At 49.7% G+C, this 25,467-nt stretch carries 28 protein-coding genes and 1 riboswitch; of the genes, 13 read left to right on the top strand and 15 right to left on the bottom strand.

The window, feature by feature from the left end:
* Nucleotides 1–44: 44 nt before the first annotated feature.
* From BZG25_RS01695 to BZG25_RS01675, 5 genes are all read right to left on the bottom strand, one after another.
* Nucleotides 45–488, bottom strand: coding sequence for a hypothetical protein (locus BZG25_RS01695; protein ID WP_046073300.1), 444 nt, complete (start codon nucleotides 486–488; stop codon nucleotides 45–47).
* Nucleotides 489–633: 145 nt separating this feature from the next.
* A complete protein-coding gene (locus tag BZG25_RS01690) occupies nucleotides 634–1,104 on the bottom strand; it encodes a DUF2947 domain-containing protein (RefSeq protein WP_046073301.1) in 471 nt (156 codons plus the stop codon).
* Nucleotides 1,105–1,241: 137 nt separating this feature from the next.
* Complete coding sequence (hutZ, locus tag BZG25_RS01685) at nucleotides 1,242–1,811, bottom strand: heme utilization protein HutZ (RefSeq protein ID WP_046073302.1); 570 nt, start codon at nucleotides 1,809–1,811, stop codon at nucleotides 1,242–1,244.
* Between the two features lie 2 nt (nucleotides 1,812–1,813).
* The gene (hutX, locus tag BZG25_RS01680; RefSeq protein WP_046073303.1) at nucleotides 1,814–2,347 is read right to left on the bottom strand and encodes a heme utilization cystosolic carrier protein HutX; all 534 of its coding nucleotides are present in this window, start codon (nucleotides 2,345–2,347) and stop codon (nucleotides 1,814–1,816) included.
* Between the two features lie 76 nt (nucleotides 2,348–2,423).
* A complete protein-coding gene (locus BZG25_RS01675) occupies nucleotides 2,424–4,481 on the bottom strand; it encodes a TonB-dependent hemoglobin/transferrin/lactoferrin family receptor (RefSeq protein WP_077638466.1) in 2,058 nt (685 codons plus the stop codon).
* A gap of 200 nt (nucleotides 4,482–4,681) precedes the next feature.
* Between BZG25_RS01675 and BZG25_RS01670 the strand changes: the two genes are divergently transcribed.
* From BZG25_RS01670 to BZG25_RS01625, 10 genes are all read left to right on the top strand, one after another.
* Nucleotides 4,682–5,524 carry a hemin ABC transporter substrate-binding protein gene (locus BZG25_RS01670; protein WP_046073304.1) on the top strand — a complete coding sequence of 281 codons (843 nt, stop codon included), beginning with the start codon at nucleotides 4,682–4,684 and terminating at the stop codon, nucleotides 5,522–5,524.
* Nucleotides 5,524–6,558 carry an iron ABC transporter permease gene (locus tag BZG25_RS01665; RefSeq protein WP_077638465.1) on the top strand — a complete coding sequence of 345 codons (1,035 nt, stop codon included), beginning with the start codon at nucleotides 5,524–5,526 and terminating at the stop codon, nucleotides 6,556–6,558. Before BZG25_RS01670 ends, BZG25_RS01665 begins: the two co-directional genes overlap by 1 nt.
* Nucleotides 6,558–7,334, top strand: coding sequence for a heme ABC transporter ATP-binding protein (locus BZG25_RS01660; protein ID WP_077606242.1), 777 nt, complete (start codon nucleotides 6,558–6,560; stop codon nucleotides 7,332–7,334). Before BZG25_RS01665 ends, BZG25_RS01660 begins: the two co-directional genes overlap by 1 nt.
* 293 nt (nucleotides 7,335–7,627) lie before the next feature.
* Nucleotides 7,628–8,632: a substrate-binding domain-containing protein gene (locus BZG25_RS01655; RefSeq protein ID WP_077577851.1), complete on the top strand. Its 1,005-nt coding sequence runs from the start codon at nucleotides 7,628–7,630 to the stop codon at nucleotides 8,630–8,632.
* A gap of 177 nt (nucleotides 8,633–8,809) precedes the next feature.
* Nucleotides 8,810–8,912: riboswitch (cyclic di-GMP riboswitch) on the top strand.
* A 146-nt stretch (nucleotides 8,913–9,058) separates the two neighbouring features.
* Nucleotides 9,059–9,652 carry a TfoX/Sxy family DNA transformation protein gene (locus BZG25_RS01650; protein ID WP_077577852.1) on the top strand — a complete coding sequence of 198 codons (594 nt, stop codon included), beginning with the start codon at nucleotides 9,059–9,061 and terminating at the stop codon, nucleotides 9,650–9,652.
* Nucleotides 9,653–9,934: 282 nt separating this feature from the next.
* Nucleotides 9,935–12,070, top strand: a complete 2,136-nt coding sequence (gene lpdA, locus BZG25_RS01645; RefSeq protein ID WP_077638464.1) for a dihydrolipoyl dehydrogenase — start codon at nucleotides 9,935–9,937, stop codon at nucleotides 12,068–12,070.
* Nucleotides 12,071–12,082: 12 nt separating this feature from the next.
* The gene (locus tag BZG25_RS01640; RefSeq protein ID WP_077638463.1) at nucleotides 12,083–13,237 is read left to right on the top strand and encodes an ABC transporter substrate-binding protein; all 1,155 of its coding nucleotides are present in this window, start codon (nucleotides 12,083–12,085) and stop codon (nucleotides 13,235–13,237) included.
* Nucleotides 13,238–13,249: 12 nt separating this feature from the next.
* Nucleotides 13,250–14,959, top strand: coding sequence for an ABC transporter permease (locus BZG25_RS01635; RefSeq protein WP_077638462.1), 1,710 nt, complete (start codon nucleotides 13,250–13,252; stop codon nucleotides 14,957–14,959).
* Nucleotides 14,919–15,590: an ATP-binding cassette domain-containing protein gene (locus BZG25_RS01630; protein WP_077638461.1), complete on the top strand. Its 672-nt coding sequence runs from the start codon at nucleotides 14,919–14,921 to the stop codon at nucleotides 15,588–15,590. The genes BZG25_RS01635 and BZG25_RS01630 overlap by 41 nt, the downstream gene beginning before the upstream one ends.
* The gene (locus BZG25_RS01625) at nucleotides 15,583–16,209 is read left to right on the top strand and encodes a CDP-alcohol phosphatidyltransferase family protein (protein ID WP_077638460.1); all 627 of its coding nucleotides are present in this window, start codon (nucleotides 15,583–15,585) and stop codon (nucleotides 16,207–16,209) included. The genes BZG25_RS01630 and BZG25_RS01625 overlap by 8 nt, the downstream gene beginning before the upstream one ends.
* Nucleotide 16,210: 1 nt before the next feature.
* Here the strand turns inward: BZG25_RS01625 and punR are convergent, their stop codons facing one another.
* Entirely contained in the window at nucleotides 16,211–17,110 is a 900-nt protein-coding gene (gene punR / locus BZG25_RS01620) for a DNA-binding transcriptional activator PunR (protein WP_077638459.1), read from the bottom strand.
* Between the two features lie 106 nt (nucleotides 17,111–17,216).
* On the opposite strand from punR, the gene punC reads away from it, so the two are divergent.
* The gene (gene punC, locus BZG25_RS01615) at nucleotides 17,217–18,422 is read left to right on the top strand and encodes a purine nucleoside transporter PunC (protein ID WP_077638458.1); all 1,206 of its coding nucleotides are present in this window, start codon (nucleotides 17,217–17,219) and stop codon (nucleotides 18,420–18,422) included.
* A gap of 62 nt (nucleotides 18,423–18,484) precedes the next feature.
* Here the strand turns inward: punC and BZG25_RS01610 are convergent, their stop codons facing one another.
* From BZG25_RS01610 to BZG25_RS01590, 5 genes are all read right to left on the bottom strand, one after another.
* Entirely contained in the window at nucleotides 18,485–19,054 is a 570-nt protein-coding gene (locus BZG25_RS01610; RefSeq protein ID WP_158010250.1) for an O-methyltransferase, read from the bottom strand.
* A 5-nt stretch (nucleotides 19,055–19,059) separates the two neighbouring features.
* The gene (locus BZG25_RS01605) at nucleotides 19,060–19,488 is read right to left on the bottom strand and encodes a VOC family protein (protein ID WP_046073317.1); all 429 of its coding nucleotides are present in this window, start codon (nucleotides 19,486–19,488) and stop codon (nucleotides 19,060–19,062) included.
* A gap of 16 nt (nucleotides 19,489–19,504) precedes the next feature.
* Nucleotides 19,505–20,215, bottom strand: coding sequence for a DUF4336 domain-containing protein (locus tag BZG25_RS01600; RefSeq protein WP_077638456.1), 711 nt, complete (start codon nucleotides 20,213–20,215; stop codon nucleotides 19,505–19,507).
* Nucleotides 20,216–20,287: 72 nt separating this feature from the next.
* Complete coding sequence (locus BZG25_RS01595) at nucleotides 20,288–20,581, bottom strand: hypothetical protein (RefSeq protein ID WP_077577859.1); 294 nt, start codon at nucleotides 20,579–20,581, stop codon at nucleotides 20,288–20,290.
* A 12-nt stretch (nucleotides 20,582–20,593) separates the two neighbouring features.
* A complete protein-coding gene (locus BZG25_RS01590) occupies nucleotides 20,594–21,142 on the bottom strand; it encodes a lipocalin family protein (protein ID WP_077638455.1) in 549 nt (182 codons plus the stop codon).
* A gap of 227 nt (nucleotides 21,143–21,369) precedes the next feature.
* Here BZG25_RS01590 and BZG25_RS01585 point away from each other — a divergent pair, with 227 nt between their 5' ends.
* The gene (locus tag BZG25_RS01585; protein ID WP_077638454.1) at nucleotides 21,370–22,149 is read left to right on the top strand and encodes a TerC family protein; all 780 of its coding nucleotides are present in this window, start codon (nucleotides 21,370–21,372) and stop codon (nucleotides 22,147–22,149) included.
* Here the strand turns inward: BZG25_RS01585 and BZG25_RS01580 are convergent.
* Both BZG25_RS01580 and BZG25_RS01575 read right to left on the bottom strand, forming a co-directional pair.
* Nucleotides 22,146–22,472: a DUF4144 family protein gene (locus BZG25_RS01580; RefSeq protein WP_077638453.1), complete on the bottom strand. Its 327-nt coding sequence runs from the start codon at nucleotides 22,470–22,472 to the stop codon at nucleotides 22,146–22,148. The two genes, BZG25_RS01585 and BZG25_RS01580, sit on opposite strands and share 4 nt — an antisense overlap.
* The gene (locus BZG25_RS01575) at nucleotides 22,469–22,831 is read right to left on the bottom strand and encodes a DOPA 4,5-dioxygenase family protein (protein ID WP_077638452.1); all 363 of its coding nucleotides are present in this window, start codon (nucleotides 22,829–22,831) and stop codon (nucleotides 22,469–22,471) included. The genes BZG25_RS01580 and BZG25_RS01575 overlap by 4 nt, the downstream gene beginning before the upstream one ends.
* Nucleotides 22,832–22,999: 168 nt before the next feature.
* Between BZG25_RS01575 and BZG25_RS01570 the strand changes: the two genes are divergently transcribed.
* Nucleotides 23,000–23,473: a peroxiredoxin gene (locus tag BZG25_RS01570; RefSeq protein ID WP_077638451.1), complete on the top strand. Its 474-nt coding sequence runs from the start codon at nucleotides 23,000–23,002 to the stop codon at nucleotides 23,471–23,473.
* Nucleotides 23,474–23,513: 40 nt separating this feature from the next.
* Here the strand turns inward: BZG25_RS01570 and BZG25_RS01565 are convergent, their stop codons facing one another.
* Both BZG25_RS01565 and BZG25_RS01560 read right to left on the bottom strand, forming a co-directional pair.
* A complete protein-coding gene (locus BZG25_RS01565; protein ID WP_077638450.1) occupies nucleotides 23,514–24,029 on the bottom strand; it encodes a YbaK/EbsC family protein in 516 nt (171 codons plus the stop codon).
* Between the two features lie 279 nt (nucleotides 24,030–24,308).
* Nucleotides 24,309–25,211, bottom strand: a complete 903-nt coding sequence (locus tag BZG25_RS01560; protein WP_197075722.1) for a LysR substrate-binding domain-containing protein — start codon at nucleotides 25,209–25,211, stop codon at nucleotides 24,309–24,311.
* Between the last annotated feature and the right edge of the window lie 256 nt (nucleotides 25,212–25,467).

Raw genomic sequence — 25,467 nt, 5'->3', positions numbered from 1 at the left:
CTGCCCTATTGCGCTAAAAAATGATGACCTGCGCAGTAAACGGGCTACTTCAGCGGCCCTGCTTTTGGTGACGTCGTTGATTGCAAGCAATGTGTTTGGCTCAATACTGCCTCGCGTTGATGTTCGATATCAATTTGGGCTTGACGCCACTGCATCTGTACCTGAGATGCCGTCATCGTTCGCCCCGGTTCTGAAAACAAAAACCGCTGCAGCGTGTGATCAAACTCTGCACTGTTCTCTTGTTCGCTGTAGACAATGCCCATTAGCTCAAACGCACGTGTTTTCTCACGCGCCGTACCAATCACGGTGTAGCGCTGAGCCGTATCAAGTGTTTTGTCATAGCGGCAATGGACAAGATCTTGTTGCGCGCCACGCAGTGCTTCATTGAGACCAATGGTGCTGTAATTGCGCCATAAGTCCGACATTTTTGGCAGTGAGCATCCGACCAATAACATCGACAAGCACACTGCGGCCATTATCTTAATCATCACTTCTTCCTACACTGTGCACCGAATACAACGCGTCTCTCTATGGCTGGTCACTTATCAAGACGCATCGCACCGTCACCACGCCCGGCTGTCACATTGGCGCATGGCTACCATTGGTAACGGCACTACCGCTGATAACTTGAGGTCAGTCACGCTTGCCAATCACCACTTCGCCTGATTGCTCAAACATAGCGACTTCCTTACGACGACGCCCAAGCAAAATAGGCTTATCATCGTAGAATAGAAAGTTTTTCCAATACCTTTTAAACACGCCCCATTGGGTTTCGACAATATTATGTTTGTCGTAGCAAAAATAGACCGTAATATTGTCTTCCCAAGGAAAGTTAGCGAGAAACTCTACGGGAAGATCATCATCGTCGTCCCAGGCTTGTTGCCAAACCAGTCGCTGGGTCCAAACGCTTTGATGCGTCGGCCAGTCTTGCTTGCCAAAATGATCCGGTGTTGGGCTGTCTTTACTGATAAATTCTTGCCATAACTGCGCCGCGCGTGCCTCAGCCATGGGTTTAATATCAGCGAGATCCTGTTCGGGAATAGGCAAAGACTGGTGGGTGAAGATCCACTTTCTTTTATATTCAGACAACGGGAGATAATTCATGCTAATCAGGTTATACGCTCTATGATGCCGACAACTTTATCATAATCATCACTGGGTTGTTACTAAGTAAACCCGGACTGAAGCGACACAAGAGTGGCGATGCTTCACACATCGCCGTTCAAGGAAAGCAAACTCGGTTAGTCGTTAACCGCTATCTCATCGGTCGATTGAACATCTTGGCTGTCGCCAAGTTTTCGATGACCTTGGTCAAGGTGTACCATATCGACAAAATCGTCACTGCCAACCTGAAAGGCCTGACCAAACCCTTTGACATACAGACCATTTTCCGGCTTTAGACGGAATAAATGGAAGTCAGCTAACCCGCTTAAGCTGTCGATAATATCGCCAAAGCGATGGGTCAGCGCCGAAATCCCCGTTTGCCACTCAGTGGTATCACGCATCACTAATTCAGCATTGGCATCAAAACTAAGGCGCTGGCGCGCATAAATCTGTTTTGCCCCGCTTTCGTCTTCGATCATCATCAGCGAAACCTGGGGGTTTTGTTGTAGGTTCCGAGCATGACGAGCAATTTCACTGATTAAAATATAAAAACCGTCTTCCAACTGTGCAAATGGCGCATAACTCACGTTGGGTTTTCCCTGGGCATCGACGGTTGCTAGCTGCAAAGTCCGACAGTTAGCACGAAAGGCTTCGATTTCTGGGCCAAGGCGGTTTTGTAGGCGTTGTTGTTTTGTCGCTTGATCCATGATTATTGCTCCGGGTCTGTTGGTGTTGAGGTCGCTAACTGCGTTTTTAGTTGATTAAAGGCTTCAACCTGATGTTCAAGAAGCTGACGTTTGTCGTCTCTTCCCACGTAAATCTTAAAGATTGAATCCCCCTGTTCGGTGAAAAAGCCGATATAGTGGGTTGTTTTACCGCGAAAAGGCTTGCTGACGAAGGCAATGCCGGTCATGCGCTCTAATTTTAGGTGGCCATGCATTTCACCCGGCTTTCCCATTAAGTTGTAGTAGCCATAAGCGATCTTTCCTTTGGGAAACGGGGCTTTTACTTCAAAAATTGAGCCACCGGAATGCACAATCGCTGTGACTGGGCCACCCCATTCGGCCACCTGGGTGAAAACGGTTTCCGCATGCTGCCCGTCCACCCACGTTTGATACTCAGCCGGCATGGCACGTACTGCCTCGCCTTCACTCACGCCTAGGGTTTTCGCTATATCAGCAGGCAATATAGAGGCATTATCTGCCAATAGTGCGTTTACCTGCTCGTTCAAAGTGGTTGTCATTGATCACTCCAGCCTATTCTTATTGTGGTGTGTCGTCTCTGAGTGGGCAGGCGTTCACCTGCCCTTTATCTTTGGGTTAAAACTGGTACCGAACATTAAACTTAATATCACGCCCGGGTGACGCGGTTTGCGCCCACGCTTGGGTGTATTGTTCATCGGTTAAATTATCGATCGCGAGATCAAACTTCACCCCATCCCAGGCGCCATTCGGGCTATAACTTGCATACAGATCCCACAGGGTATAGCCGTCGTAGGTGTTGGCATTATTCGTGTCGTCTTGATCGGCATAATGAGAGACGCGACCACCAACACTCACTGGTAACGTCGCCAGCGCGTAGTCGGTTTCCGCAACCCATTTATGAGCGGGAATATTATCTAGATAGCTGCCATCATGCTTATTCTTGCCTTCGGTTTGGCTGTAGCTCAGATTATTGGTAAAACCACCAAGTTGGTGATGCAAGCTAATCTCGATGCCTTCAAGTTTAGCTTCGGGAAGGTTCGTCTTCACCGTGGTGCCATTATACGCCCCCCAAGAGCCGTCTTTAACCGATTGATTTATAAAATTATCGACGTCATTGCGAAAGACTCGGGCATCAATATAACCTTGATCAATATACTGACTCGATGAAAACGTATAAGTAATATTGAGTTCTTTGTTGGCACTTTCCTCAGGTTTCAAATCTGGGTTGGGCACAAACTGGTTCATTCCAAAATGTGTGCCACTGGCATAAATTTCTTCTAAACTCGGGGCTCGAAATGCTTCGCGATAGCTGGCAGTCAATGCTAACTGTTCAGTCGCATTCCAAGTCAATGCAGTTGAAGGCGACCACGCCGTATTATCATGGTTACCAATGGTCGATTCGGGTCGCTTATCTTTCGCATCATAAGCATCAAAACGGACACCCGCTTGCCAGTGCCATGCTTGTCCCAGCGGTACATCAACTTGGGAAAATACGCCGACGCTTTGTGCTTCGGCATCTTGGTTGTCTGGGCGAGAGGTATTGCTTTTATCTCGGACGGTTTCAAAGCGATCTTGATAAGCATCCAGACCAGTGGTTAATGTGAGTGCTTTAAACGTCGAGCGGTTCGATAAAGACAAACCCAGCGTTTGCATCTGATTATTATCAAACTCACCTTTATCAACCCGATACTCATTGACCTCGGTGTCGTTCCAATACAGGCGAGTGTCTAAATCCACCCATGACTGGCTAGGGTTATAGTTGTACGTGAGCGACAGGCTTTGGTCTTCGACTTGGCGATACACGAGGGGCGACGAGGTTGACGGCTCTTCTGTCGTCGGATTAGAGGGAACCATGGCGTCACGTTTACCTTGACGCGCGATGAATGACCACTGGTGATCCAAAGAAGGCGTAAACACCAGTTTAGCAAACCCGCCTTTTTCTCGATCCGCAGAATACGACAAGGTCTTGCCATTGCCTAATTGGCTATCGTCGCTATCGTGATAGTAGCTTTGTACTAGCCAATCAACCGTCTCCGTGCGACCAAGCACCGCACCGCTTGTACGTGAGGCGTTGTCGTTGCTGTGGAAGCCTTGTTTGACATAGCCACCCAAGGTTTCTGTGCCAGAGAGAAAGTCACTGGCTGATTTGGTGTTTTGTGCGAATACACCGCCTAATGCACCAGACCCCCACAGCGTACTGGAAGGGCCACGGACCACTTCGACTGAACTGAGCAATTCAGGATCGATGAATAGACTGGAACGATGGCCGACCGAAAAATTCTGACGGGCACCATCAACAAGCTGGATGACGCGGCCGTTGTCACTGCTAAGGCCTCGAATGCTAACAGACTGAGCGGCATCACGCCCTCCTCCGAGTACGGAGACATTGGGTAAATGACGAATCAAATCCGTGACATTACTTCCCTGGCGTTTCTCTATCTCTTCCAATGACACTGTACTCACCGCCACGCCAGCGTTCGCTTTTTGCGTGTCCATACGACTTCCGTAGACAGAGAGCGTCTCTACAGGGCTAGCCTCTTTAGACTGGCTGGCGGCACTCGCGCTCTCAGCGACGGCCTGAGGCGCAACAGTCATCGTACTTAGCACGGCCCCGACTACCAAGGCGACACGGTGGCTATGCTTTACTGTCCAAATATCCTTTCTGGTTTTCATAACGGTTCTCTATGCCTTACTGCAAATGCGACTTATCATCATTTGAAGGTGATTCTATTGATCGAGAACAGGAATGCAAACGATAATTGATCTTATTTGTATTGGGTAATATATTGTCTGCGTTCATGTCGCACGGTGTGGCGACCTAACCAGCATATAAACCACTCGACACTACTGACACTGAAAAATAAGGATAAAGCATGGCAACCGCTGCTGTTCGACTGATTGCCCTCATGATGACACTCGTTTCATTTTCAATTCACGCATCGCCACGCATAGTGAGTGCGGGGGCAAGTGTTACTGACCTACTGATTGATCTGGGGGCAGAAAAACAAATTGTGGGGATTGATGCCACGAGCCAGCTTAATAATAAAGATGTCCCCAATATCGGTTATCACCGTCAGTTATCAGTAGAGGGGGTACTCTCATTGTCACCCACGCTTTTGTTAGGCTCTGAGGAAATGGGCCCCAAACCTGTATTAACAAAGCTCGACAATGCCGGGGTTAAGGTGGTTGCGCTACCCAGTGCACCGACGGTGGCGGCACTGAAACAGCGCATAACCCAAGTTGCCAACCTCACAGACAAGCAAAGTAAAGCGGCACCCCTGCTTCGTGCGGTCGATGGAAAACTCACGCAACTGAAACGTCGCGCCCTAGCGTCGACACAGCAGGGGGTTTTCTTACTTGTTCACCAAGGTCGTCCCGCGAGTATTGCCGGCGCGAGCACGACACCCAATACGCTCATTGAGCTTATCGGCGCGACTAATCCGGCTGCCAATACGGTTACCAGCTATAAACCCCTCTCACCCGAGGCGTTGCTCGGTTTTAATCCCGATTTTATTTTGGTGATGCAACGTTCTTTGGACCAATTGGGTGGCTTGACAGGACTCGCCAATGCCGTCCCCTTGCTAGAAAACACCCAAGCTTTTCAGCAAAACAAGATCCTCGCGATCGATGGCAGTGTGTTGGTTGGCGGTTTGAGCCTGAAAAGCTTAGATGAGGCGCTTCGTGTGCAATCACAGTTAATAGAGCTTAGCCAGTGATGCCATTACAGATACAGCATCCTTATCAGCGACTCTTTCCCGCGCTGATCATTTTGTTGCTTGCCGTATCGGTGACCTCGATTGCAGTCGGTCAATGGCAGTTAGGTTGGCTCGTCAGTCTACAAAGTCTAACGCCTTGGCAAGACCAGCTTGAGCCTCATGTATTAGCCATCGTGCAGCAAGTCAGACTGCCCCGAACGCTGCTTTGCTTATTTGTGGGCGCTTTACTCGCCGTTTCCGGTGCATTAATGCAAGGACTATTTCGTAACCCTCTCGCGGATCCTGGGATTATTGGTGTCTCAGGGGGGGCGTCTCTAGGCGGTGCACTGGGGCTGTTGTTATTGTCATTTGGCAGTACAAACATGGCGTTTCACTTATCAGTGCCTCTATTTGCTTTTTTTGGTGCACTTTTCGCAACGTTATTTGTATACCGAATCGGCACCACCGCGATGGGCACGTCCGTTACCGTCATGCTATTGGCCGGTATTGCTATCAGCGCGCTATCAGGCGCGGCGCTGGGAATGATCAACTATGTGGCCGACAATCAAACCCTACGCGATATCGCATTGTGGTCTATGGGATCACTGACCGGTGCCAGTTGGGGGCAAATCGCTTTAACTGGAGTGGCGGCTGTCGCTCTCACGGTGTTTGCTTGTTGTCGTGCTCATCAGGTGAACGCTTTATTGCTCGGTGAAAACGAAGCCGCGTATTTAGGGATCGATATTCACCGCCTAAAACGTTTGCTGATCATTGCAACCGCTGCCGGGATGGGCGTATCCGTTAGTGCTGCGGGATTGATTGGGTTTATTGGCTTAGTGGTACCGCATATTGGCCGCCTGATCGTTGGGCCCGACCACCGTATGCTCATCCCTTTATCTGCAGTATTGGGGGCACTTTTACTCACGCTTGCCGATATTATTGCTCGAGTGATTGTCGCACCTGCGGAGTTGCCCGTAGGCATTATTACCGCTTTGATGGGCGCACCTTTTTTTATCTGGCTTCTTATTCAGCAACGACAAACGATGGTGCACTAATGTCTCGTACGGCGCTTCATGTTCAACACCTTCATTACACCCTTGGTCAACGCCCACTGCTTCGCGACATCAATGTCGCGTTTCAAAGTGGACAGTTACATGTCTTACTCGGTCCGAACGGAGCGGGTAAAAGTACCTTGCTCAAACAGCTGATGAGTGAGCAACACCAACAAGGCGACGTATTGTTTTGGTCAGCGTCAAGAGCGACATGGCCTCGTGATACATTCGCGAGACAGGTTGCCTTTTTGCCGCAAACCAGCGGGTTAACCTTTGCGTTTACGGTTAAAGACGTCGTCGAAATGGGCGGCACACCATTAAAAGCAAACCGTAAACAAATCCGAGCGTTAGCCGAAGAGCAGCTACATCAATGGCATGTATCTCATCTTGCACATCGTGCCTACCCCACTCTGTCGGGCGGTGAAAAACAGCGTGTGCATATGGCGCGTATTTCCATGCAATTAGCGCACACTGAACCGACTCGTGCCATGATGATGCTTGATGAGCCGACATCTGCCCTTGATATTAGTCACCAACACCAAACGCTCATGCAGTGCCGGGCACTGGTTGATCAAGGAATGACAGTGATCATCGTCCTACACGACCTTAACCTTGCCAGTCGCTACGCGGATTATCTTTATTTTATGAAACAAGGCGAAATGGTTCTCTCGGGAACGCCTTGGCAATGCTTTACGCACCACCAGATGACTGAGATTTATCAACACCCACTGACAGTAATGACACACCCAACGCATGCTTGCCCACTGATAGTGACGTAATGACAATTTTGCCGACTGTGAAGAAAATGAGATCACGCTGCAAGAGCATAGCTGGGTCACAAAACCACCTGTTGGTGATGGCTTGCTCATCAGACCAATTGCGACTGAGCAGCAACCTAAGTAAACTGAGACCGCAACCGATTAACTATGAGAATGGATGAAATCGGATTCGTTACCTTCGCAACCCTCTGATGAGCCGGGATTGTGAAAGACAACGCCGCTGCGTTACAGCGGCGTTTTTCTGTAAGGTCGCGAGTAACGATCCCAAGGCTTCACAATATAGAAGAATTAAGATGGCAACGATTAAAGATGTCGCGCGTCTCGCGGGCGTTTCAACCACCACGGTTTCACACGTTATCAATAAGACCCGCTTTGTCGCAGAGAAAACAACCGAGAAGGTTTGGCAAGCCGTTGAAGACCTTAATTATGCGCCAAGTGCGGTCGCGCGTAGTTTAAAGTGTAATACGACGCGCACGCTTGGTATGTTGGTGACCAAATCAACCAACCCTTTTTTCGCTGAACTGGTTCACGGTGTAGAAGATTATTGCTATGAGCAAGGTTATACCCTGATCTTATGTAATACCGAGGGTAACCTAGAAAAACAGCGTGACTATTTACGCATGTTGTCAGAAAAACGTGTCGATGGTTTGATTGTGGTGTGCTCGGATCTCAATGAAGATCTCATGCTGCTGTTAGAAAAGAAACGCGATCTCCCGATGGTGGTAATGGATTGGGGGAGTCATCATATCAACACCGATCGCATCGAAGACAATGCCGAGTTAGGCGGATACTTGGCAACCAAACACTTTATTGACAATGGCCATACCCAAATAGGCTGTATTTCCGGTCAAATGGATAAAAATACCTGTAAACAACGACTAGCAGGATTTTACCGTGCACTGGATGAAGCCAATATAACAGCGAACCCTGACTGGATCGTAGAGGCTGATTTCGAGGCAGAACAGGCCAAAGTCGCTGCGCAACAGTTCATTGATATGAATCATCGTCCCACGGGCGTGTTTTGCTTCAACGATATTATGGCGCTCGCCGCAATTAGCACCTTTAACCAAGCGGGGTTGCAGGTACCTGAAGATATTTCTGTGATTGGTTATGACAATATTGATCTGACCGAGTATTACTCACCACCACTGACAACCGTCCACCAACCTAAGCGGCGACTCGGTAAGACCGCTGTTAAACTCTTGCTTGCACGCATTAACGATAATGATACGCAACAGCAAGTATTTGAAATGGATCTCGAGCTCATTAGTCGGGAATCTGTAAAAACGATAACTTAGTGTTTTATAATAACTTTTTAAGCTGCCATACCATTGGGTATGGTGGCTTTTTCCCCTTTCTTGAGCCAAAAAGAGCCTTTACTCTAACTTGTCAATTACAAACTTTTTGAACCAAAATCACACTTTGTGTGGTTAGTGAGGGCGACATCACTGTCTAATTATTATATGCTTATCCCTGTTTGAACAAGGCAAACCATGGCGAAAGCATGGGACGCAAAGCCACCGGCCTATGGACGCTGATAAAATTCAATCAGTTAGTTACGGTAGCGGGGTTGCCAGCATCATTGTTATAAAGCTGAAGATAGCGTCAAAACTTACGATGTATCATCGTTGAGATTTTGATAACTCGCTGACAATTCTGCCTGTTTGCCTTGTTACACTACGGTACTATTTTTTAGGCATTTGCATTCATCGAGATTGTTATTAATGGATAAACCAGCTTTAAAAGACGCGATGCGTTTATTTGCCGATTTTGGCAATATCAAATCCCGATCCATGTTCGGCGGATTTGGCTTATTTTGCGAAGACACCATGTTCGCCCTTGTCGTCAATAACACCCTTCATCTACGCGCCGGCAAAGAAAACGAAGCTTTACTTAAACAACAGGGCCTCGCTCCCTATGTATACAAGAAACGTGGTTTCCCGGTGGTCACCAAGTACTTTGCCATTCCTGATACTTGGTGGGACAATCACCAAAAACTCATCAGTGAAGCTAAAAGTGCACTCGATGTTGCCATTCGCGATCGTTCGCTAAAAACCGAAACCAGTCCGTCACGATTGAAAGATCTCCCAAACCTTCGACTCGCCACCGAAAGAATGCTGAAAAAGGCAGGGATCGACTCGCCTGAATCCCTTCATCAACAGGGAGCAGTCAACGCCTACAAAGCACTCGTCTCTGCACATGATAAAGACCTAAGCTTGGAGCTATTATGGTCACTAGAAGGCGCGATTACTGGCAAACACTGGTCAGTTGTCCCACCCCAACGCCGCCAAGAGTTATTACAACATCTAGAGAAATAACACCTCACAATAACACTCTCTACTCTGACTCTACTTTTTCTGTGAGCAATGTTCGCGTCCAACACCGCCTTAGGGCGGTGTCGCTTCTCTCTTTTCGCTCAAAAAAGCGTCAACCACACTTTTTTTACACTCCATGTGAAAGTCTCCTGCGATCGATCAGGTCTGATTCAAGGTACGATTAAGAGCACAGTTTCTTAATGCAACAGAAAAATCAGCCAGTTAATTAATCTACAGCACCTAATGTTATAACTGGATCCTATTTGCTACCTGACGAGATACCGTATGCCAATAAAAAAGCTCTTACTTGGCTTTGCGATTGCTGCATTTATTACCCTCTGGTTTAGTTTTGATCTCAGCCAATGGCTGACACTTGAAAACGCCAAGGCGCAACAAGCGGCATTGAACGATTACATTATTGAAAATGCGACCACCGCGAGCTTGGTGTTTTTCGCCGGCTATGTGGTGATGACCGCCCTGTCGTTGCCGGGAGCGGCCGTAGCCAGTCTATTGGGCGCGGCACTCTTTGGCTTTTGGTGGGCATTGGTGTTGGTCTCCTTTGCTAGCTCGATTGGCGCCACCCTCGCCTTCTTGGTGAGTCGCTTTATGCTGCGTGACTGGGTCCAAGCCAAATTTGGCAATAAGCTCGATACCATTAATCGTGGCATTGAGAAAGACGGCAGCTTGTATTTGTTGACCCTCCGCCTGATCCCTATTTTCCCGTTTTTTCTGATTAACTTGGTGATGGGGCTAACCTCGTTCAAAACCCGCACCTTCTATTGGGTCAGTCAGCTCGGTATGTTGCCGGGTACCGCAGTCTACGTGAATGCAGGGACCCAACTGGCCCAAATCGACGCACTCGGCGATGTGGTGTCTCCCTCGGTGCTTGGCTCTCTCGCATTACTGGGTGTCTTCCCACTGCTGGCAAAATGGGTCATGGCTTGGATCACGCGTCGTAAACGCTATCAAGGTTGGAACAAGCCCCATCAGTTTGACCGCAATATGGTAGTGATTGGTGCCGGTGCAGGCGGCTTGGTATCAAGTTATATCGCGGCGGTAGTGAAAGCGAAGGTTACGCTGGTCGAAAAAGGTTCGATGGGAGGAGACTGCCTAAACACCGGATGTGTTCCCTCAAAAGCGCTGATCCGTGCGGCGAAAACCATGCGAGAAATTGGCAAGGCTAAGGCCTTTGGCATTCATACCCAAGCGCCAGCGGTTGATTTTCCGGCGGTCATGGCGCGGGTTAAGCAAGTGATTACCCACATTGAGCCTCACGATTCGGTCGAGCGTTACACCAAACTCGGCGTGGGATGTGTGCAAGGCGAAGCGCACATCATTTCGCCATGGGAAGTTGAGGTGAATGGCGAGCGACTGACTACCCGCAACATCGTGATTGCCACAGGCGCACGCCCCATGCTTCCCCCCATTCCTGGTTTGGCAGAGGTGACACATTACACCTCCGATACAATTTGGTCCCTGAATGAACTACCGCCGCGGTTGTTGGTTTTGGGCGGGGGTCCCATTGGCGCAGAATTGGCACAAAGTTTTGCGTGTTTAGGCAGCCAGGTAACGCTCGCGGAAATGGCCGACCAACTTCTCAGCCGCGAAGATAAAGATGCCGCCCAGCTAGTTGAGCAGGCGTTAGAGCGTGACGGTGTCACGGTTTTAACACAGCACAAAGTCAAAGCATTTGAACACAGTGATAATGAGCAAATCGCGTTACTCGATGGCCCTGACGGTGAGAAGTCTGTCTCATTTGATGCGGTGCTAGTCGCGTTAGGGCGCAGTGCAAACACCAAAGGATTTGGTCTCGAAAAGCTCGATATTCCCGTAACCGAGCGTGGCACTATCCAAGTCAATGAGTATCTGCAAACCGTCTATCCGAATATCTATGCGGTAGGTGATGTAGCGGGTCCGTTTCAACTCACCCACGCCAGTGCCCACCAAGCGTGGTATGCCGCGGTGAATGCACTATTCGGTCAATTCAAACGCTTTCGTGCTGATTATTCAGTGATGCCTGCCGCGACTTACACCTCGCCAGAAGTGGCGCGTGTGGGCATCAATGAAAAAGAAGCCAAAGCCAATCAGCAAGAGGTGGAAGTGACCTATTACGGCATTGATGATCTGGATCGCGCGATTGCTGATGGCAATGATCACGGTTTTATTAAGGTGCTGACACCGAAAGGAAAAGATACCATTCTGGGGGTGACTATTGTTGGCGAGCATGCGGGCGACTTGCTCGCAGAATTTACTCTCGCCATGCGGCACGGGTTAGGACTAAATAAAATTTTGGGCACCGTCCATCCGTATCCCACCATGAGTGAAGCGGTGAAGTATACCGCTGGGATGTGGAAACAAGCCCATGCACCCGAGAAGCTGCTTAACTGGGTCGCAAAATATCATCGTTGGATGCGTCACTAATTGAAAAGGAAGATGACAATGAAACACTGGATAGCGGCGTTAACACTGGCAATTGCGAGTACTGCCAGTTTTACTGCCTCTGCAAGCGCGGAAAACAATAGTTGGGAAAGTATTGAGCAACAAGCCAAAGGTCAAACTGTTTACTTTAACGCATGGGGCGGCAATCAAGAGATCAATGCTTACCTGCGCTGGGCAAGCCGCGAGTTACAACGCGATTACGGTGTCACACTTAAACATGTCAAAGTGGCGGATATCGCTGAAACCGTCAATCGCCTGCTTGCCGAAAAGACCGCCGGTAAGGATAGCGGCGGCAGTGTCGATATGGTTTGGATTAACGGCGAAAACTTCAAATCGATGAAGGAAAATGATTTGCTGTACGGCCCTTTTGTCAGCACGCTCCCCAATTGGCAAATTGTCGATAAAAGCTTACCGGTTGAAGAAGACTTCACGGAGCCAACAGACGGCCTCGAAGCGCCTTGGGGGGTGGGACAGCTGGTGTTTATCCATGATCAGAAAACCTTGGCTAATCCGCCTCGATCATTTGCCGAGCTGCTAGATCTAGCTAAAGCATTCCCTGGCCGTATCAGCTATCCCAAACCCCCTGAGTTCCACGGCACCAGTTTTCTGAAAGCGGCGTTACTCGAGCTCACGGACAGCCGCGAGGCACTTTACTTGCCGGTTGATGAGGTGGATTTTGACACCGTGACCGCACCATTGTGGCGCTATCTCGACCAACTGCACCAAGTCGCTTGGCGCGAAGGCGCGCAGTTCCCATCGGGTAGTGCTGAAACTATCCAATTGTTGGACGATGGTGAGCTTCTCGTCGCGATAGCGTTTAACCCCAATGCAGCAAAAGCGGCGGTGGCCTCTGGAAAACTTGCCCCATCAGCGCGTGCGTTTGCCTTTGACCAAGGCGCGCTGTCTAACATTCACTTTATGGCGATTCCATACAACGCTAATGCCAAAGCCGGCGCCATGGTTGCCATCAACTTCTTAATGAGCGAAAAGGCACAGCTGCGCAAAGCCGATACCCAAGTATGGGGCGATCCACCCGTGGTGAAGCTGCCTGACACCGCCGAAGTCAGCCGCTTTAACACCCAACCCGAGCCACACCCAAGCTGGCAAACCGCGCTTGAGCGCGCTTGGCTGAAACGCTACGGCCAATAGAAAGAGGTTGATATGGCACGTTTGCTGTTTGCCATTACCCTAACGGTGTGCTGCCTACCCTTGTTGCCAGGGGTGGGCGGCTTATTCGCGACCGCCTTTGCATTCTTACCCACACTAGGGCTGACAGAGGCTAATTTTAGCGGCTGGCAAGCTGTCATGGCATGGCCGGGGCTATCACAATCTATTCAGCTAACGCTCATCTCGGGGTTAGGCAGTAGCCTGCTCGCGGTAGCACTTAGCTTTATGATTTTACAGGCTACTTGGCACACGCCTATTTGGCAAAAGATCAGTGCACGCTTGCCTGCGCTACTGGCATTACCACACGTCGCGTTTGCGATTGGTCTGGTTTTGCTGCTATCCCCGTCGGGTTGGCTATTTCGCCTGTTAACTCCCCTTCTCGGCGATCAACCCGTGACTTGGGCGCTGGTACAAGACCCTTATGTTATTGGGCTCACCTTGGCGCTGACGATAAAAGAAACTCCGTTTTTACTATTGATGAGTCTATCGGTGCTGCGTCAAATTGATGTCTCTCGGCTGACGATGGTATCAACCAGCCTCGGGTATAACCGCACCGCAACCTGGTTAAAAGTCATTCTTCCGCTTTGGCTGACCAAAATGCGTTTCCCGATTTTTGCCGTCATCGCCTACAGCCTTTCAGTGGTTGATGTGGCGATGATCCTTGGGCCGAATACGCCGCCCACCTATGCGGTATTGGTATGGCAGTGGTTTAATGACCCTGATTTAGCGCTATTGCCTAGAGCCTCAGCCGGTGCCTTGCTGTTGTTTGCTCTGTGTGGCTTGGCCTTATTGCTATTTCGCTTTTTGGTGTGGCTTGGTTGCCAATGTCTCAATCGCTGGCAATACACGGGGCGCCGCCACGCATGGTTACCCGGCAAATCACTCTGGTGGCCGGTGTTTATCACTCCCCTTGCAATTATGCCTGTGTTGCTGATGTGGTCATTCGCGCTGCGCTGGTCATTTCCCGATTGGCTACCCAGCCGATATAGCTTACGGTTTTGGGAGCAAGAGCTTAGCTATGTGTGGTCATTGGCGGGGAACAGTATTGTTCTGGCGGTGATCAGCGCCAGTGTCGCCTTGCTATTTGCCATCGGATGTCTGGAACGGTCAGTCAATCAGCAACGCTCAGTGCCGAGAGCGGTCATCGCTATTCCATTATTGGTTCCTCAACTCTCTATCTTGTTCGGTATTCAGGTGGCGGTGTATAGCCTTCCCGGCCAGTGGCACGTGCCGGCAACCCTTTGGGCTCACATTTTTTTCGCGTTTCCTTACGTGTACCTCGCACTCGATGGGCCGTGGCAGCAATTTGATATGCGTCTTATGCAAACCGCCAGAAGCCTCGGTGTCAGCGCCACGCTTGCATGGTGGCGAGTGAAACTGCCACTCCTTTTGCCCGCCATTATCTTGGCATGGGCGGTCGGCGCAAGCGTTAGCTTAGCGCAATACCTACCCACACAATTGCTGGGCGCGGGACGCATTAATACCCTGACCACAGAGGCGGTTAGCTTATCGAGCGGCCTTGATCGCCGTATCAGTGGCCTGTATGGGCTGATGCAAGCGATGCTTCCACTTGTCGTTTTCGCCTTAGCCACTGTGCTGAGCCGCATCGCTGAACGTCGCCTTTTACCTAAACCCACACCGACTTATTCAGGAGCTGAACACCATGACACTGTGTGTCAACCAACTCACCATAAACGCGCCTGATCAATGTTTGGTGCGTGAGCTGTCCTTTTCGGTCGCTCCGGGAGAAATACTCACCGTGATGGGACCCAGTGGCTGCGGAAAATCGAGTCTGCTGAGTGTATTGGCGGGACACATCCAACCGCCGATGCATTACAGCGGTCAACTGACGTTAAATGGTGAGCCCTTTGATCACTTACCGCCGGAGCAGCGCCGTATCGGGATTCTGTTTCAAGATGATTTACTGTTTCCACATTTAAATGTGTGGCAAAACTTGGCGTTTGCGTTGCCATCCTCGATGAACAAAGCACAAAAACGTGATCAAGCTATCGCAACATTAGGGTCAGTCAATTTGGCGGAGTTTGCCGATTATGCCCCCAGCCAGCTTTCGGGCGGACAGCGTGCGCGAATCAGTGTGTTGCGTGCATTACTTGCCGCGCCCGATACCATCTTGCTTGATGAACCCTTTAGCAAGCTGGATAAGCCGCTGCGACGGGATTTTCGGGCCTTTGTGTTTGAGCAAATTGCGCAGCGAAACATTCCTGCGTTGATTGTGACGCATGATGCCGAGGATATTGCGGATCAGAGCCGCTGTTTAAATTGGCCGGCTCGCCCGACTGACCCCGCACCGCACGAGGAGATGCAGAATGCTTGATCGTTACACCATCGCGATAATCCGCTGGCCATTGAAGCAGGCAGCGGTGCAGCTTACAAAATGGAGGGTAAAACCCGATACCATCACGCTCTCAGGCTTTTTGATTGGCTTGCTGGCCGTGCCCGCTCTCGCGCTACAAATCTATTGGCTGGCGCTTGTGTTTATTATCATCAACCGACTTTTCGATGGCCTTGATGGTGCGCTCGCCCGCGAGCAAGGGCTCACGGACGCAGGGGGATTTTTAGACATCACCCTCGATTTTATCTTCTACGCGGCCATTCCTTTTGGCTTTGCGCTGGCCGATCCGACCAATAACGCCATCGCCGCCAGTTTTTTGCTGTTTTGCTTTATGGGGACAGGCGCAAGTTTTTTAGCGTTTGCAATTATGGCCAGCAAACACCAGATTGATAACCCGGTTTACGCCAATAAGTCGATGTATTATATCGGCGGGATCACCGAAGGGACGGAGACCATTGCAAGCTTTGTGTTGATGTGCCTTTTCCCAACATACATGGCGTGGATTGCCGGCATCTTTGGCGCAGCCTGTTTAATTACGGCAGCAACACGAGTCTGGGCGGGGTACCAAACGTTGCGTACGCTCGATACGCCCTCCTCCTAGCTTATAGCCACTGGTGCTGCAGCTGCTCTTTATCGCCTAAGTAATCGAGCAGCCAGCGCACCGGTGGTGATTCTTTATCCGAGCGCCATGCAATGCAGCACGGACTGCTTAATAGCGGCTCTTCAAGCACAAGCTCCACCAGCTCTCCTCTCGCAATCGCATCTTCTGCCATGTGTGAAGGCATCACACCAATGCCTAACCCCGCCTTAAAACATTGCATGGCACTGTGCCAATTCGGTACCGTGAGGCGGCGCTGATTATCCAATAGCCAAGTGGTACGGCGCGGTAAACGGCGCGAAGTGTCTTCCAAACAGATAGCCGAATACGGCGCGAGCTGATCATTAGCCAGTGGCTGGGCACACTGGACGAGTGGATGCGAGGGGCTCACCACAAACCGCCAACGCAGGGTGCCCATTTCCCGATAGCGAAACGCGCCGCTCACTGGCACGGCAGCCGTGGCACCAATCGCAATATCGGCTCTATCATCCGCCAACGCATCCCATACGCCGTTAAACACTTCCATGGTTAGTAACAGCTCGACATCAGGAAACGCATCGTAGAAATCCCGCACCAGCGTATTGACGCTATCTTCGCGCACGACGTTGTCCAGCGCTAACGCGACACTTTGTGTCCAACCATTGGCCACACGTTGTGTTTGCTGGCGAATAGTTTCCATGTTCTTAATCATCTCACGCGATTGAGAGACAAAAAACTCCCCCGCCGCCGTCAACCGAACCTGACGATGAAGCCGCTCAAACAGGGTAACCGCCAGTTTGTCTTCAATCTGGCGCACCGTGTAGCTCACCGCACTCGGCACTTTGTGCAATTCATCGGCCGCCGCGGAAAAGCTTCCTCGCCGTGCGACCACGTCAATCACTTGAAAATCTTGGTAAGAAAACATTCAAATCAATTTTTTTGAAAGCAATGTTCAAATCATAGCGTTTCACAGCATAGATTGTTAGTCATAAACTGCTTGTTACACTATTCTTTACATCAAGAGATAAAAAATGAACAAAGAAGTGCCGTTTATCACTCTGTTCTGGCTAGCAGGGCTAAGTATGCTGGGCTTTTTAGCCACTGATATGTATCTGCCCGCTTTTGAAGCCATGCAAGTCGATTTTGCTACATCGTCCGCAAATATTGGGTTGACCTTAAGTATATTTTTGCTTGGTATGGCTTGCGGTCAACTGGTTTATGGTCCGCTTTCCGACCGCGTTGGCCGTAAGCCTGCGCTATTGATCGGCTTGCTTCTTTATATTGTCGCGACTGTCGTATGCCTTTTCGCGAGTAATATTTATCTACTACTCGGTGCACGTCTTGTTCAAGCATTGGGCGCATGTAGCGCGATTGTGATTTGGCAAGCGGTGGTCATTGATCGCTATGAGGGTAAACTAGGTCAGAAAGTGTTCGCCACTATCATGCCATTAGTTGCCTTATCTCCAGCTCTAGCACCATTATTAGGTGCCTACTTACTCCAGCATTTTGATTGGCGCAGTATTTTTGTGGTTTTATTTGCACTAGGACTTGTTTTCGTTGCTCTTACTCTACGTGAAAAAGAAAGCTTAGCTAAGCCAGTACAAGACACTAAAATTATTGATAAACTTAAAAGTGACTACCAACAAGTTTTTAAATCAAAAAAATTCATCGGTAATATGCTCATTTTCGCGGGTTGTTCCGCTGCATTTTTTGCCTATCTGACAGGGTCACCGTTCGTGATGTCCGCCATGGGTTATACCGAAGCGGATATTGGTCTGAGCTATATTCCACAAACCATTGCTTTTGTCGTCGGTGGTTATGCCTGTCGTCATGCCCTCAACAAGCTTAAAGATCACAGTATCTTGCCTTGGCTGCTTAAGCTGTTTGTCATCAGTGTCGTGGTTATCTTTTTGATCAGCTGGCGCACCGACGTCACCAACATCTGGGCAATTTTAGGTCCGTTTTGTTTCCTTGCAGCGGCGAACGGTGCCATCTACCCACTGGTCGTCAATCGCGCCTTGGAAGATTTCAAATCCTGTAGCGCGACCGCTGCGGGGCTGTTGAACTTCTTACAAATGATGGTCTGCTTCGTGGCGAGCGCCGTGGTGTCTGCGTTTGCAGCCTCCGGCTTGATCGCCGTCACTACCGTAATGCTGTCAACCTGTGCGGTGGTGATTATTGGCTTTGGCTTGGTCTGGCATGCAAATCGTCAAACACAAACGCTAGCAGCCGCGTAAGGAAACGGGGTTTAGAGACTAAAAAGGCGTCTTTCGGGACGCCTTTTTTATCGTGCCAACTTTCACTCACGCAAATAGGCAACAAGCTCACCTTTGCCAATGGGAAGTACACCCACATCGAATTCGGGCTGTTGCTCAAGCCATCGCTTAAAAGGGGCAACCTCGTCAGCATGGGATAAAGCATTATCGACCACTAACAGGCCCTGAGGCTTGAGAAGTTGGAATAAACGTGGCGCAAAGGAGAGGTACTGACTTCGATCGGCATCGAGAAAAATGAGCTCAAACTGTCCCTCAAAGCGAGCAATCCAGTCACTTGCATCACCCAATTTAGCATCTATCCGTTTATCCATGCCGGCTTGTCTAAAGTGCTGTTGCGCTTGTTGATGTTTTGTTTCATCGCACTCAATCGTTACCACTTGCACGCTATTGCCGCCCGCGCGTGCAAGCCATAACGTTGAATACCCCATTGATGTACCAATTTCTAATATGCGAGTAGGCTGAATTTCATCCACTAACAGCGCTAAGAATTTTCCGGTTCCAGGCGTGATATTCAGCCACTTCTTACTTTTATCGTGTTGCAGGGCATCATTCTCTGTCCCCTGCATTTGCAACTGCTCCAAAAAGACGTCCATGGTCATTAATCCAAGACAAGGCTGCCGTTATCATCAAACTGCCAACAATCGCCATAAGCGACTTCCCAAAGGTAGTTATCCGGATCGGCAAAGTAGCCGCTGTAGCCTCCCCAAAAAACGTCTTGTGCGGGTTTAACAATACGACCGCCACATCGCTCTGCCAACGCCAACACCTCATCCACTTCCTCTTTGGACCGCGTATTATGCGCCAACGTAATGCCACCAAAACCCGTCTCCGCCACAGCTGTGCCAGGTTTAATGTCATCAGCCAAGGCATCAATGGGGTACAGCGCCAAGCGTGTGCCTGCCGTACTAAAAAACACAATCCCCTCTTCGGGATGACTATGCGTGGGGAATCCCAACTGGCGATAGAAATCATAAGAGTGAGAGAGATCTGCAACCCCCAATGTGATGATACTAATTCGTGCTTCCATACCGTTGCTCCTTGGTTTAATCCGTTGGGGCGGTCAGTTTGTCTTTCCCTAACCATGAAAAAGCGCGCAATAAATGGGGCACCGCCTCATCAATGATTTCGCCATGTGCCATGACAAGACGCTGTGGTGCCCAATGAATCAAGGTGCGAATGTGTGTTGCTAATTCGTCTTTGTGAAACCAAAAGCTTAATCGCCAATCAAGTGGTGTCTTACCATTGGGGGCTGTCACACCTGACCACTCGGCAATTTTGCGTTTAAAAGGTGAAAATGCCTCTGGACGAAAATTTTCGATAAGATCAGTGACAATCAGCGTTTGGCTTTGCCGATGAAAAAACACGCATTCTGTCATCACTGGAGACCCTGTAACCAAACACTGGGCAATGTCATCTTGCCAAGCGGGCTCAAGCAGATCTTCAAAATGATAATCAAATCGTAAATCTTTTCGCTTTTTCGCCACTTGTTGGGTGCCAATAAGTTGCGCCTCGGGAAAGGCCTCAACCCATTCGGCTAAGTAGAGGTGGTGCAACTGGTTAGGGGCGATTAAATAGCGAACGGCCCCTAACGACGCCAGTTCACTGCGCAATGCGCCAGTGAGCTTTATCGGGCTGTGAATCCATAGGGACTGATCGGCAAGCCTCACCACCACCATACGTGTGGTGTAGGGCAGCGTGAAAAAGGGAACAGCCTCGCCATCAGCTATCCAAATTGACGTATCGAGTTGATACACAGCACTCTCCTCATGACCGACTTTACACTGTAGCGTGTCAGCCAACCGGTAAGTGTGCGAATAATCACAGCCTTACAGAGTGCCTAACTGGACATGGCGCGTAATGTTTTTCAGTGTGACCCCTGCAGCTGCAAGGCGAGATTGCATATCATCCAGTGCGCGCTGGTAGTCATCACTTTGCTCAAAGCTAGCTAGCGTTTGCCTGTCTTTAAACATCAGCCGCACGGTTAAGCTTTGTGGAAAGCGTTGATAATTCACCTCATGCGTGAGCCATTCAAACCCCTCGACCTTTTCCATTGTCAACTCACAGACGTCAGTCAGTGCTTCTCGAATCGCTTTGTCATACTTCTTGTCTGTTTTTCGCATGATGCTTCTCTTTTACTGCTCATTGGTCTTGCGTTTGGGATCCGTGCGGGTGTGCTCGACAAAAATCAGCTCTTCGGTGGCAAAGCCTCGCTGTTTCGCCGCTGCAATAAACTGCTCCTTCACGGACTCCGAGACAGTTGGCGTGCGCGATAACAGCCATAGGTAATCGTGGTCAGGACCCGAAATAAAGGCATATTGGTAATCATCATCCAAATCAAACACCACATAGGAGCCATAGAAAGGACCAAAGAACGATACCTTTAGGTACCCCGTCTTATCGTTTTCAACGAAGTACGCCTTGCCTTCTGCCTCTTGCCATTGACCCTCTTCACGGCTGTAGCCACGATTAATCACTTTGACGCCGCCGTCTTCACGTAAGCTGTATGTTGCGGTGACATCCGATAAACCCCGCTCAAAAGAGTGATCCAGTCGCGCGACTTCATACCAAGTGCCTAAATAGCGGTTAAGCTCAAAGTCGTTGACGGGAGTGACTTGTTTCGGCATGCCTAAGCATCCGGACAATATTAAGGACAATAACCCAATTATCCAGCCTCTTTTCATTGTTATTCCCTCTTTAAATCCAACATGATGAGTTTTACTCAGCAACAGGTTTGATCGTTTACATGCTTTGTCAATTTTTGGTCAACTCGCTGTTTGTCTGCTTGCCAAGGTGTCAAGTGAGTGCTTTTATAAGCCCTCTTTAGTCACAGAGGTAATCAAAAATCCATGGACAGCGACCGATGTCGTGTTATGCCCTCCCCCGCTTCCTTTAATGAGGAGGCAATCGTATGTTAACACTCTTTATGGAACCCCAAACTTGGGTGATCTTTTTTACCCTTCTGACCCTTGAAGTGGTGTTGGGTGTCGATAACTTAGTCTTTATCTCCGTATTGTGTGAGCGTCTTCCCAAAGGGAAACGCCGCTTCGCGCGTACCTTGGGTATTGGTCTTGCCGTGATCAGCCGGATTGGCTTGTTGTTCTCCATCGCTTGGGTCATGTCGTTGACCGCGCCACTGTTTACGATTGGTACGGAACCGGTTACCGGTAAAGACCTTATCATGCTGTTTGGTGGTGGCTTTTTGCTGCTAAAAAGTACCAAAGAGCTGTGGGCATGGTTGGGCCATGGCGAACCCATTACCCACTCGACACAAGTGCGCACCGGTATGGCAGTGATTTTGCTGCAAATCGTTGCGGTAGATGCGGTATTTTCAATGGACTCAGTGATCACTGCGGTGGGTCTTACCCAAGATGTGCCCGTGATGGTCGCCGCCATTATTACCGCCGCCATCATTATGATGATCGCGGCAGAACCCGTAAATAATCTGGTCAGCCGTTATCCTGGGTTTAAAACCTTGGCCTTGCTGTTCTTGGTGCTACTCGGCGTGCTGCTGATGGCCGAAGGTGCTGGCATTCATATCAACAAAGGCTACGTGTATGTTGCGATGGCATTTGGTTTGATACTTGAGCTTTGCCACATTCGATTGCGCCACAAGCAGCGCTTGAACATCAAGCGTATTGGTCCGCACTTTTCGTTAAAAGTGTCACGTCGCATTGCTGACAGCCGTTAATTCTCAGGGACCGTCGCCACACTCTTGATGGCGGCGGCCCTATCTTTGAATTGAATTTTTCCCACACAGCATTGACCCAATTGCGCATAGTGCGCTTGGACATGTGCCACGAGCTGCTCAAGTGGCATGATTTGCCCACTCGGCTGCCAGTGCTGACCGCCGTCTTGGTTCAACCAGCATACGCCTTGGCTATCCACCAGCCGGTCGTCTTCTGTGATCACGTTTTCGCACAGCGCCTCAAGGGACGCCAGATCGGATACAAACGAGAGTTCGTCATCGCCATGCCAAATCAGGAGCGCCGGATACTCAAGAAACGTATTCATTGCTTGGGCTTAAACATGGCCAGATTGAGTTCAACAGGCGAACCCATCCAACCGACATGGTCAGTATGATCTATGTAGTCATCGCCCGTCACGCCATGCAAGAACACGGTTAAATCGCCCCGGTGCGCCTCAAGCCATGTCATCACCTCATCGAACGCGGCTTTGTCAAAAGCGATCTGAAAACTCCACTTTGGATGTGGGCCAACGCATTTGCGATGAAAGCGGCCAAGGTCGAAGGGCAGTGACGATGCAGCGGCTGCTTGATAGATAATATCCGCCTGCGCTTCGGTATCAGCCTCATAGTAGACATGCGCGTGGTAAGCCTGATGGACATTGGGAAAAGAGTAAGAAGATGACATAAACGCAATGTAAATTAACAGAATGAGGTGAACGATAGTTTACTCTAAGCACACAATGATAAACAGACGATACCGATAAAGAGACTCGGATGGGGACGAATATGTTTGCTTACGAATACGCATGTTATGCTGAGAATGAACAATCATACAACGATTAAAGGAGTCATCATGATTCAGCAAGGACAACCTTTACCTAGCGCGACGCTCAGTGAACTCACCGCAGATGGCATGCAAACCCACGACATCCCTGCCCTTTTTGCCAACAAGAAGGTTGTGCTGTTCGCAGTGCCGGGTGCCTTTACCCCAACCTGTTCCGAGTCCCACTTACCGGGTTTTGTGGTGAAGGCGGATGAGATTAAAGCAAAAGGCGTCGATATGATTGCTTGCGTCTCCGTCAACGATGCCTTTGTGATGCAGGCGTGGGGCGAAGCACAAAACGCCAATCAGATTCATATGCTGGCCGACGGCGATGGCAGCTTTACCCAAGAGCTGGGCCTAGAAATGGACTCAGGGAAGTTTGGGGGTATTCGCTCACAGCGTTATGCGATGGTGATTGATAATGGCATCGTCACGCATTTGAACGTTGAAGCGCCAAAAAGCTTTGACGTCTCCAGTGCCGAGGCGATTCTCGCCCTGCTGTAGCAGTTAGTTAGCGATGGCTGCCAACAGCCATCGCTATCGTTTAAGCGACATGCTCCACCGTTTGATAGTCTCGACCTATAGCGCGTAACCAGCGGGCGAGATCTTGGGTGGCAATAACCCAAGTTTGATCGTGACAAAAAGGCTGGCATTCCACCGCTTGGACTTGCCATATCGCATTCGCGATCACCAAACTGACGCGATGCTCAGGATCGTTCATTACATCAATTACCGATACGGCACCTGATTGTGCCTGTAAATAGGTTTCAAGTTGCTGCGACGACGCAAACGATAGGCGAGACGTGCCCAAGGCTTCACTCAATCCGGCTAAATTGACGGTGGCTTTGCCCTGTAACACCACCAAGAAAAACTGTTTTCCTTTTCTGTCTTTCAACAGCAAATTCTTGGTCGGATTTGCATCAGTATGCAAACCGAGCGCGTCTGCTTGTTCACACGTATAGACAGGCTGATGGCGGTATATATTTACTGAAATACCGTGCGCATTGAGGCTTTGAAACAGCGCCGCCTGTTGACTAGATAGCGGAGGATTACCCGTCATAACGCTCCTGTTTGAAAATAATGTTGACGAAGTTTTTCGATCTCGCCGCGTTCCGCAGCGGACGCTATTTGAGCGGCTCAGAGGTTGCCGACCAAACTTGAAAAGAAAGCATGGTCAGCCAAACGATGGTTAGCCTTCGTACCCAGTTGGTCATTAAGCAGCATTTCACGTTGGTTAATTCGTAATCAGTATAACCGAATGTATTGTCATGTCAGCGCAGTAAAACGTCCATGTTTGCGATACGTCATACCCTCAAACATCAAACCGAGACACGCTCTTCTATTTATTGACGAGCGCATCTTGATGTGGCTTGAAAATGACACTGTCACGCAACTGTTGTATGAGTGCAATCGCAGCCCCCGATAAGTCACCTTGACGCTGATGTAACGTAATTTCAGTATTGGGGAGTTTCGGTAACCCTTCCTCTTCACCAAGTACTCTAAGCCCTTCCCCCATCATCGATGGCGTTAACACCGTAATCGCCAGCCCTGCACGAACGGCTGACGAAAGCCCTGACAAACTTGCACTCGAATACGCAATTCGATGGGTAATACCGGCTGATGTTAAGGCCGCCAGTGCACGCTCTCGGAAAATACACACCCCTTGCTTAGACAGCGCCAAAGGTAGGGGTTGGCGCTGATGCGTATCGTGCCCTACACCCGTGACCCACGTCATTGGCTCGGCGCGCAATACTTCGCCACCCGGGCTGTTAGGCTGACGTGTTGTTATCGCGATATCTAGCGCACCGGCTTTTACTTCTTGTACCAGTTCGACACTCAAACCACAGCTCACCTCAAGCTCTACTCCTGGGTAACGAGCCTCAAACATAGAGAGCGCCTCAGGAAGATAGATTAAGTAATCATCAGGGATCCCTAAACGAACGACGCCGTCTAGCCGTTGGTCGGTCATCTCTTGCCAAGCGAGTGCATTTTGCCTAAGTAGCTGTCTGGCATGCGCCAATAAACGCTCACCTGCAGGAGTAGGCAGTACAGCAGTTTGCCCTCGTTGCAACAACGGTTTTTCGAATAGTGCCTCGAGCCGTTTCATATGTGCACTCACGGTAGATTGCGCAAGGTATAAGCTCTCTCCAGCTCGGGTAAAGCTACCCTTTTCTACCACGGCGACAAAGGTTTTAAGAACCACGAGATCGAGCTCTCGCACAGCGCCTGACTCACGCATCATAATTTGTGATGACCCTATTATAAAAATTCGTTTTCATGATTGTAGCGTTTTCGCCAAAGTACACCAACACATTCACTGAAAACAGAGATAAGGAGAGACGCGATGAATCAGAAAAAATCGCCTCAATATCAGTCATCTCGAGATTCGTTTCCCGCACTGTATATGCCTGCGATGCCACCAATGGCTTGGATTAACGGTCGCTCGAAAAAAAGAACACGTTAACCCGATAATTTCTCACTCACAGGCAAATAAACTC

This window comes from Salinivibrio sp. ML198, assembly GCF_001996015.1.
GTDB lineage: Bacteria > Pseudomonadota > Gammaproteobacteria > Enterobacterales > Vibrionaceae > Salinivibrio > Salinivibrio siamensis.
Note: the sequence above shows the minus strand (reverse complement) of the source record. Positions and strands in the feature narration are given on the sequence as shown.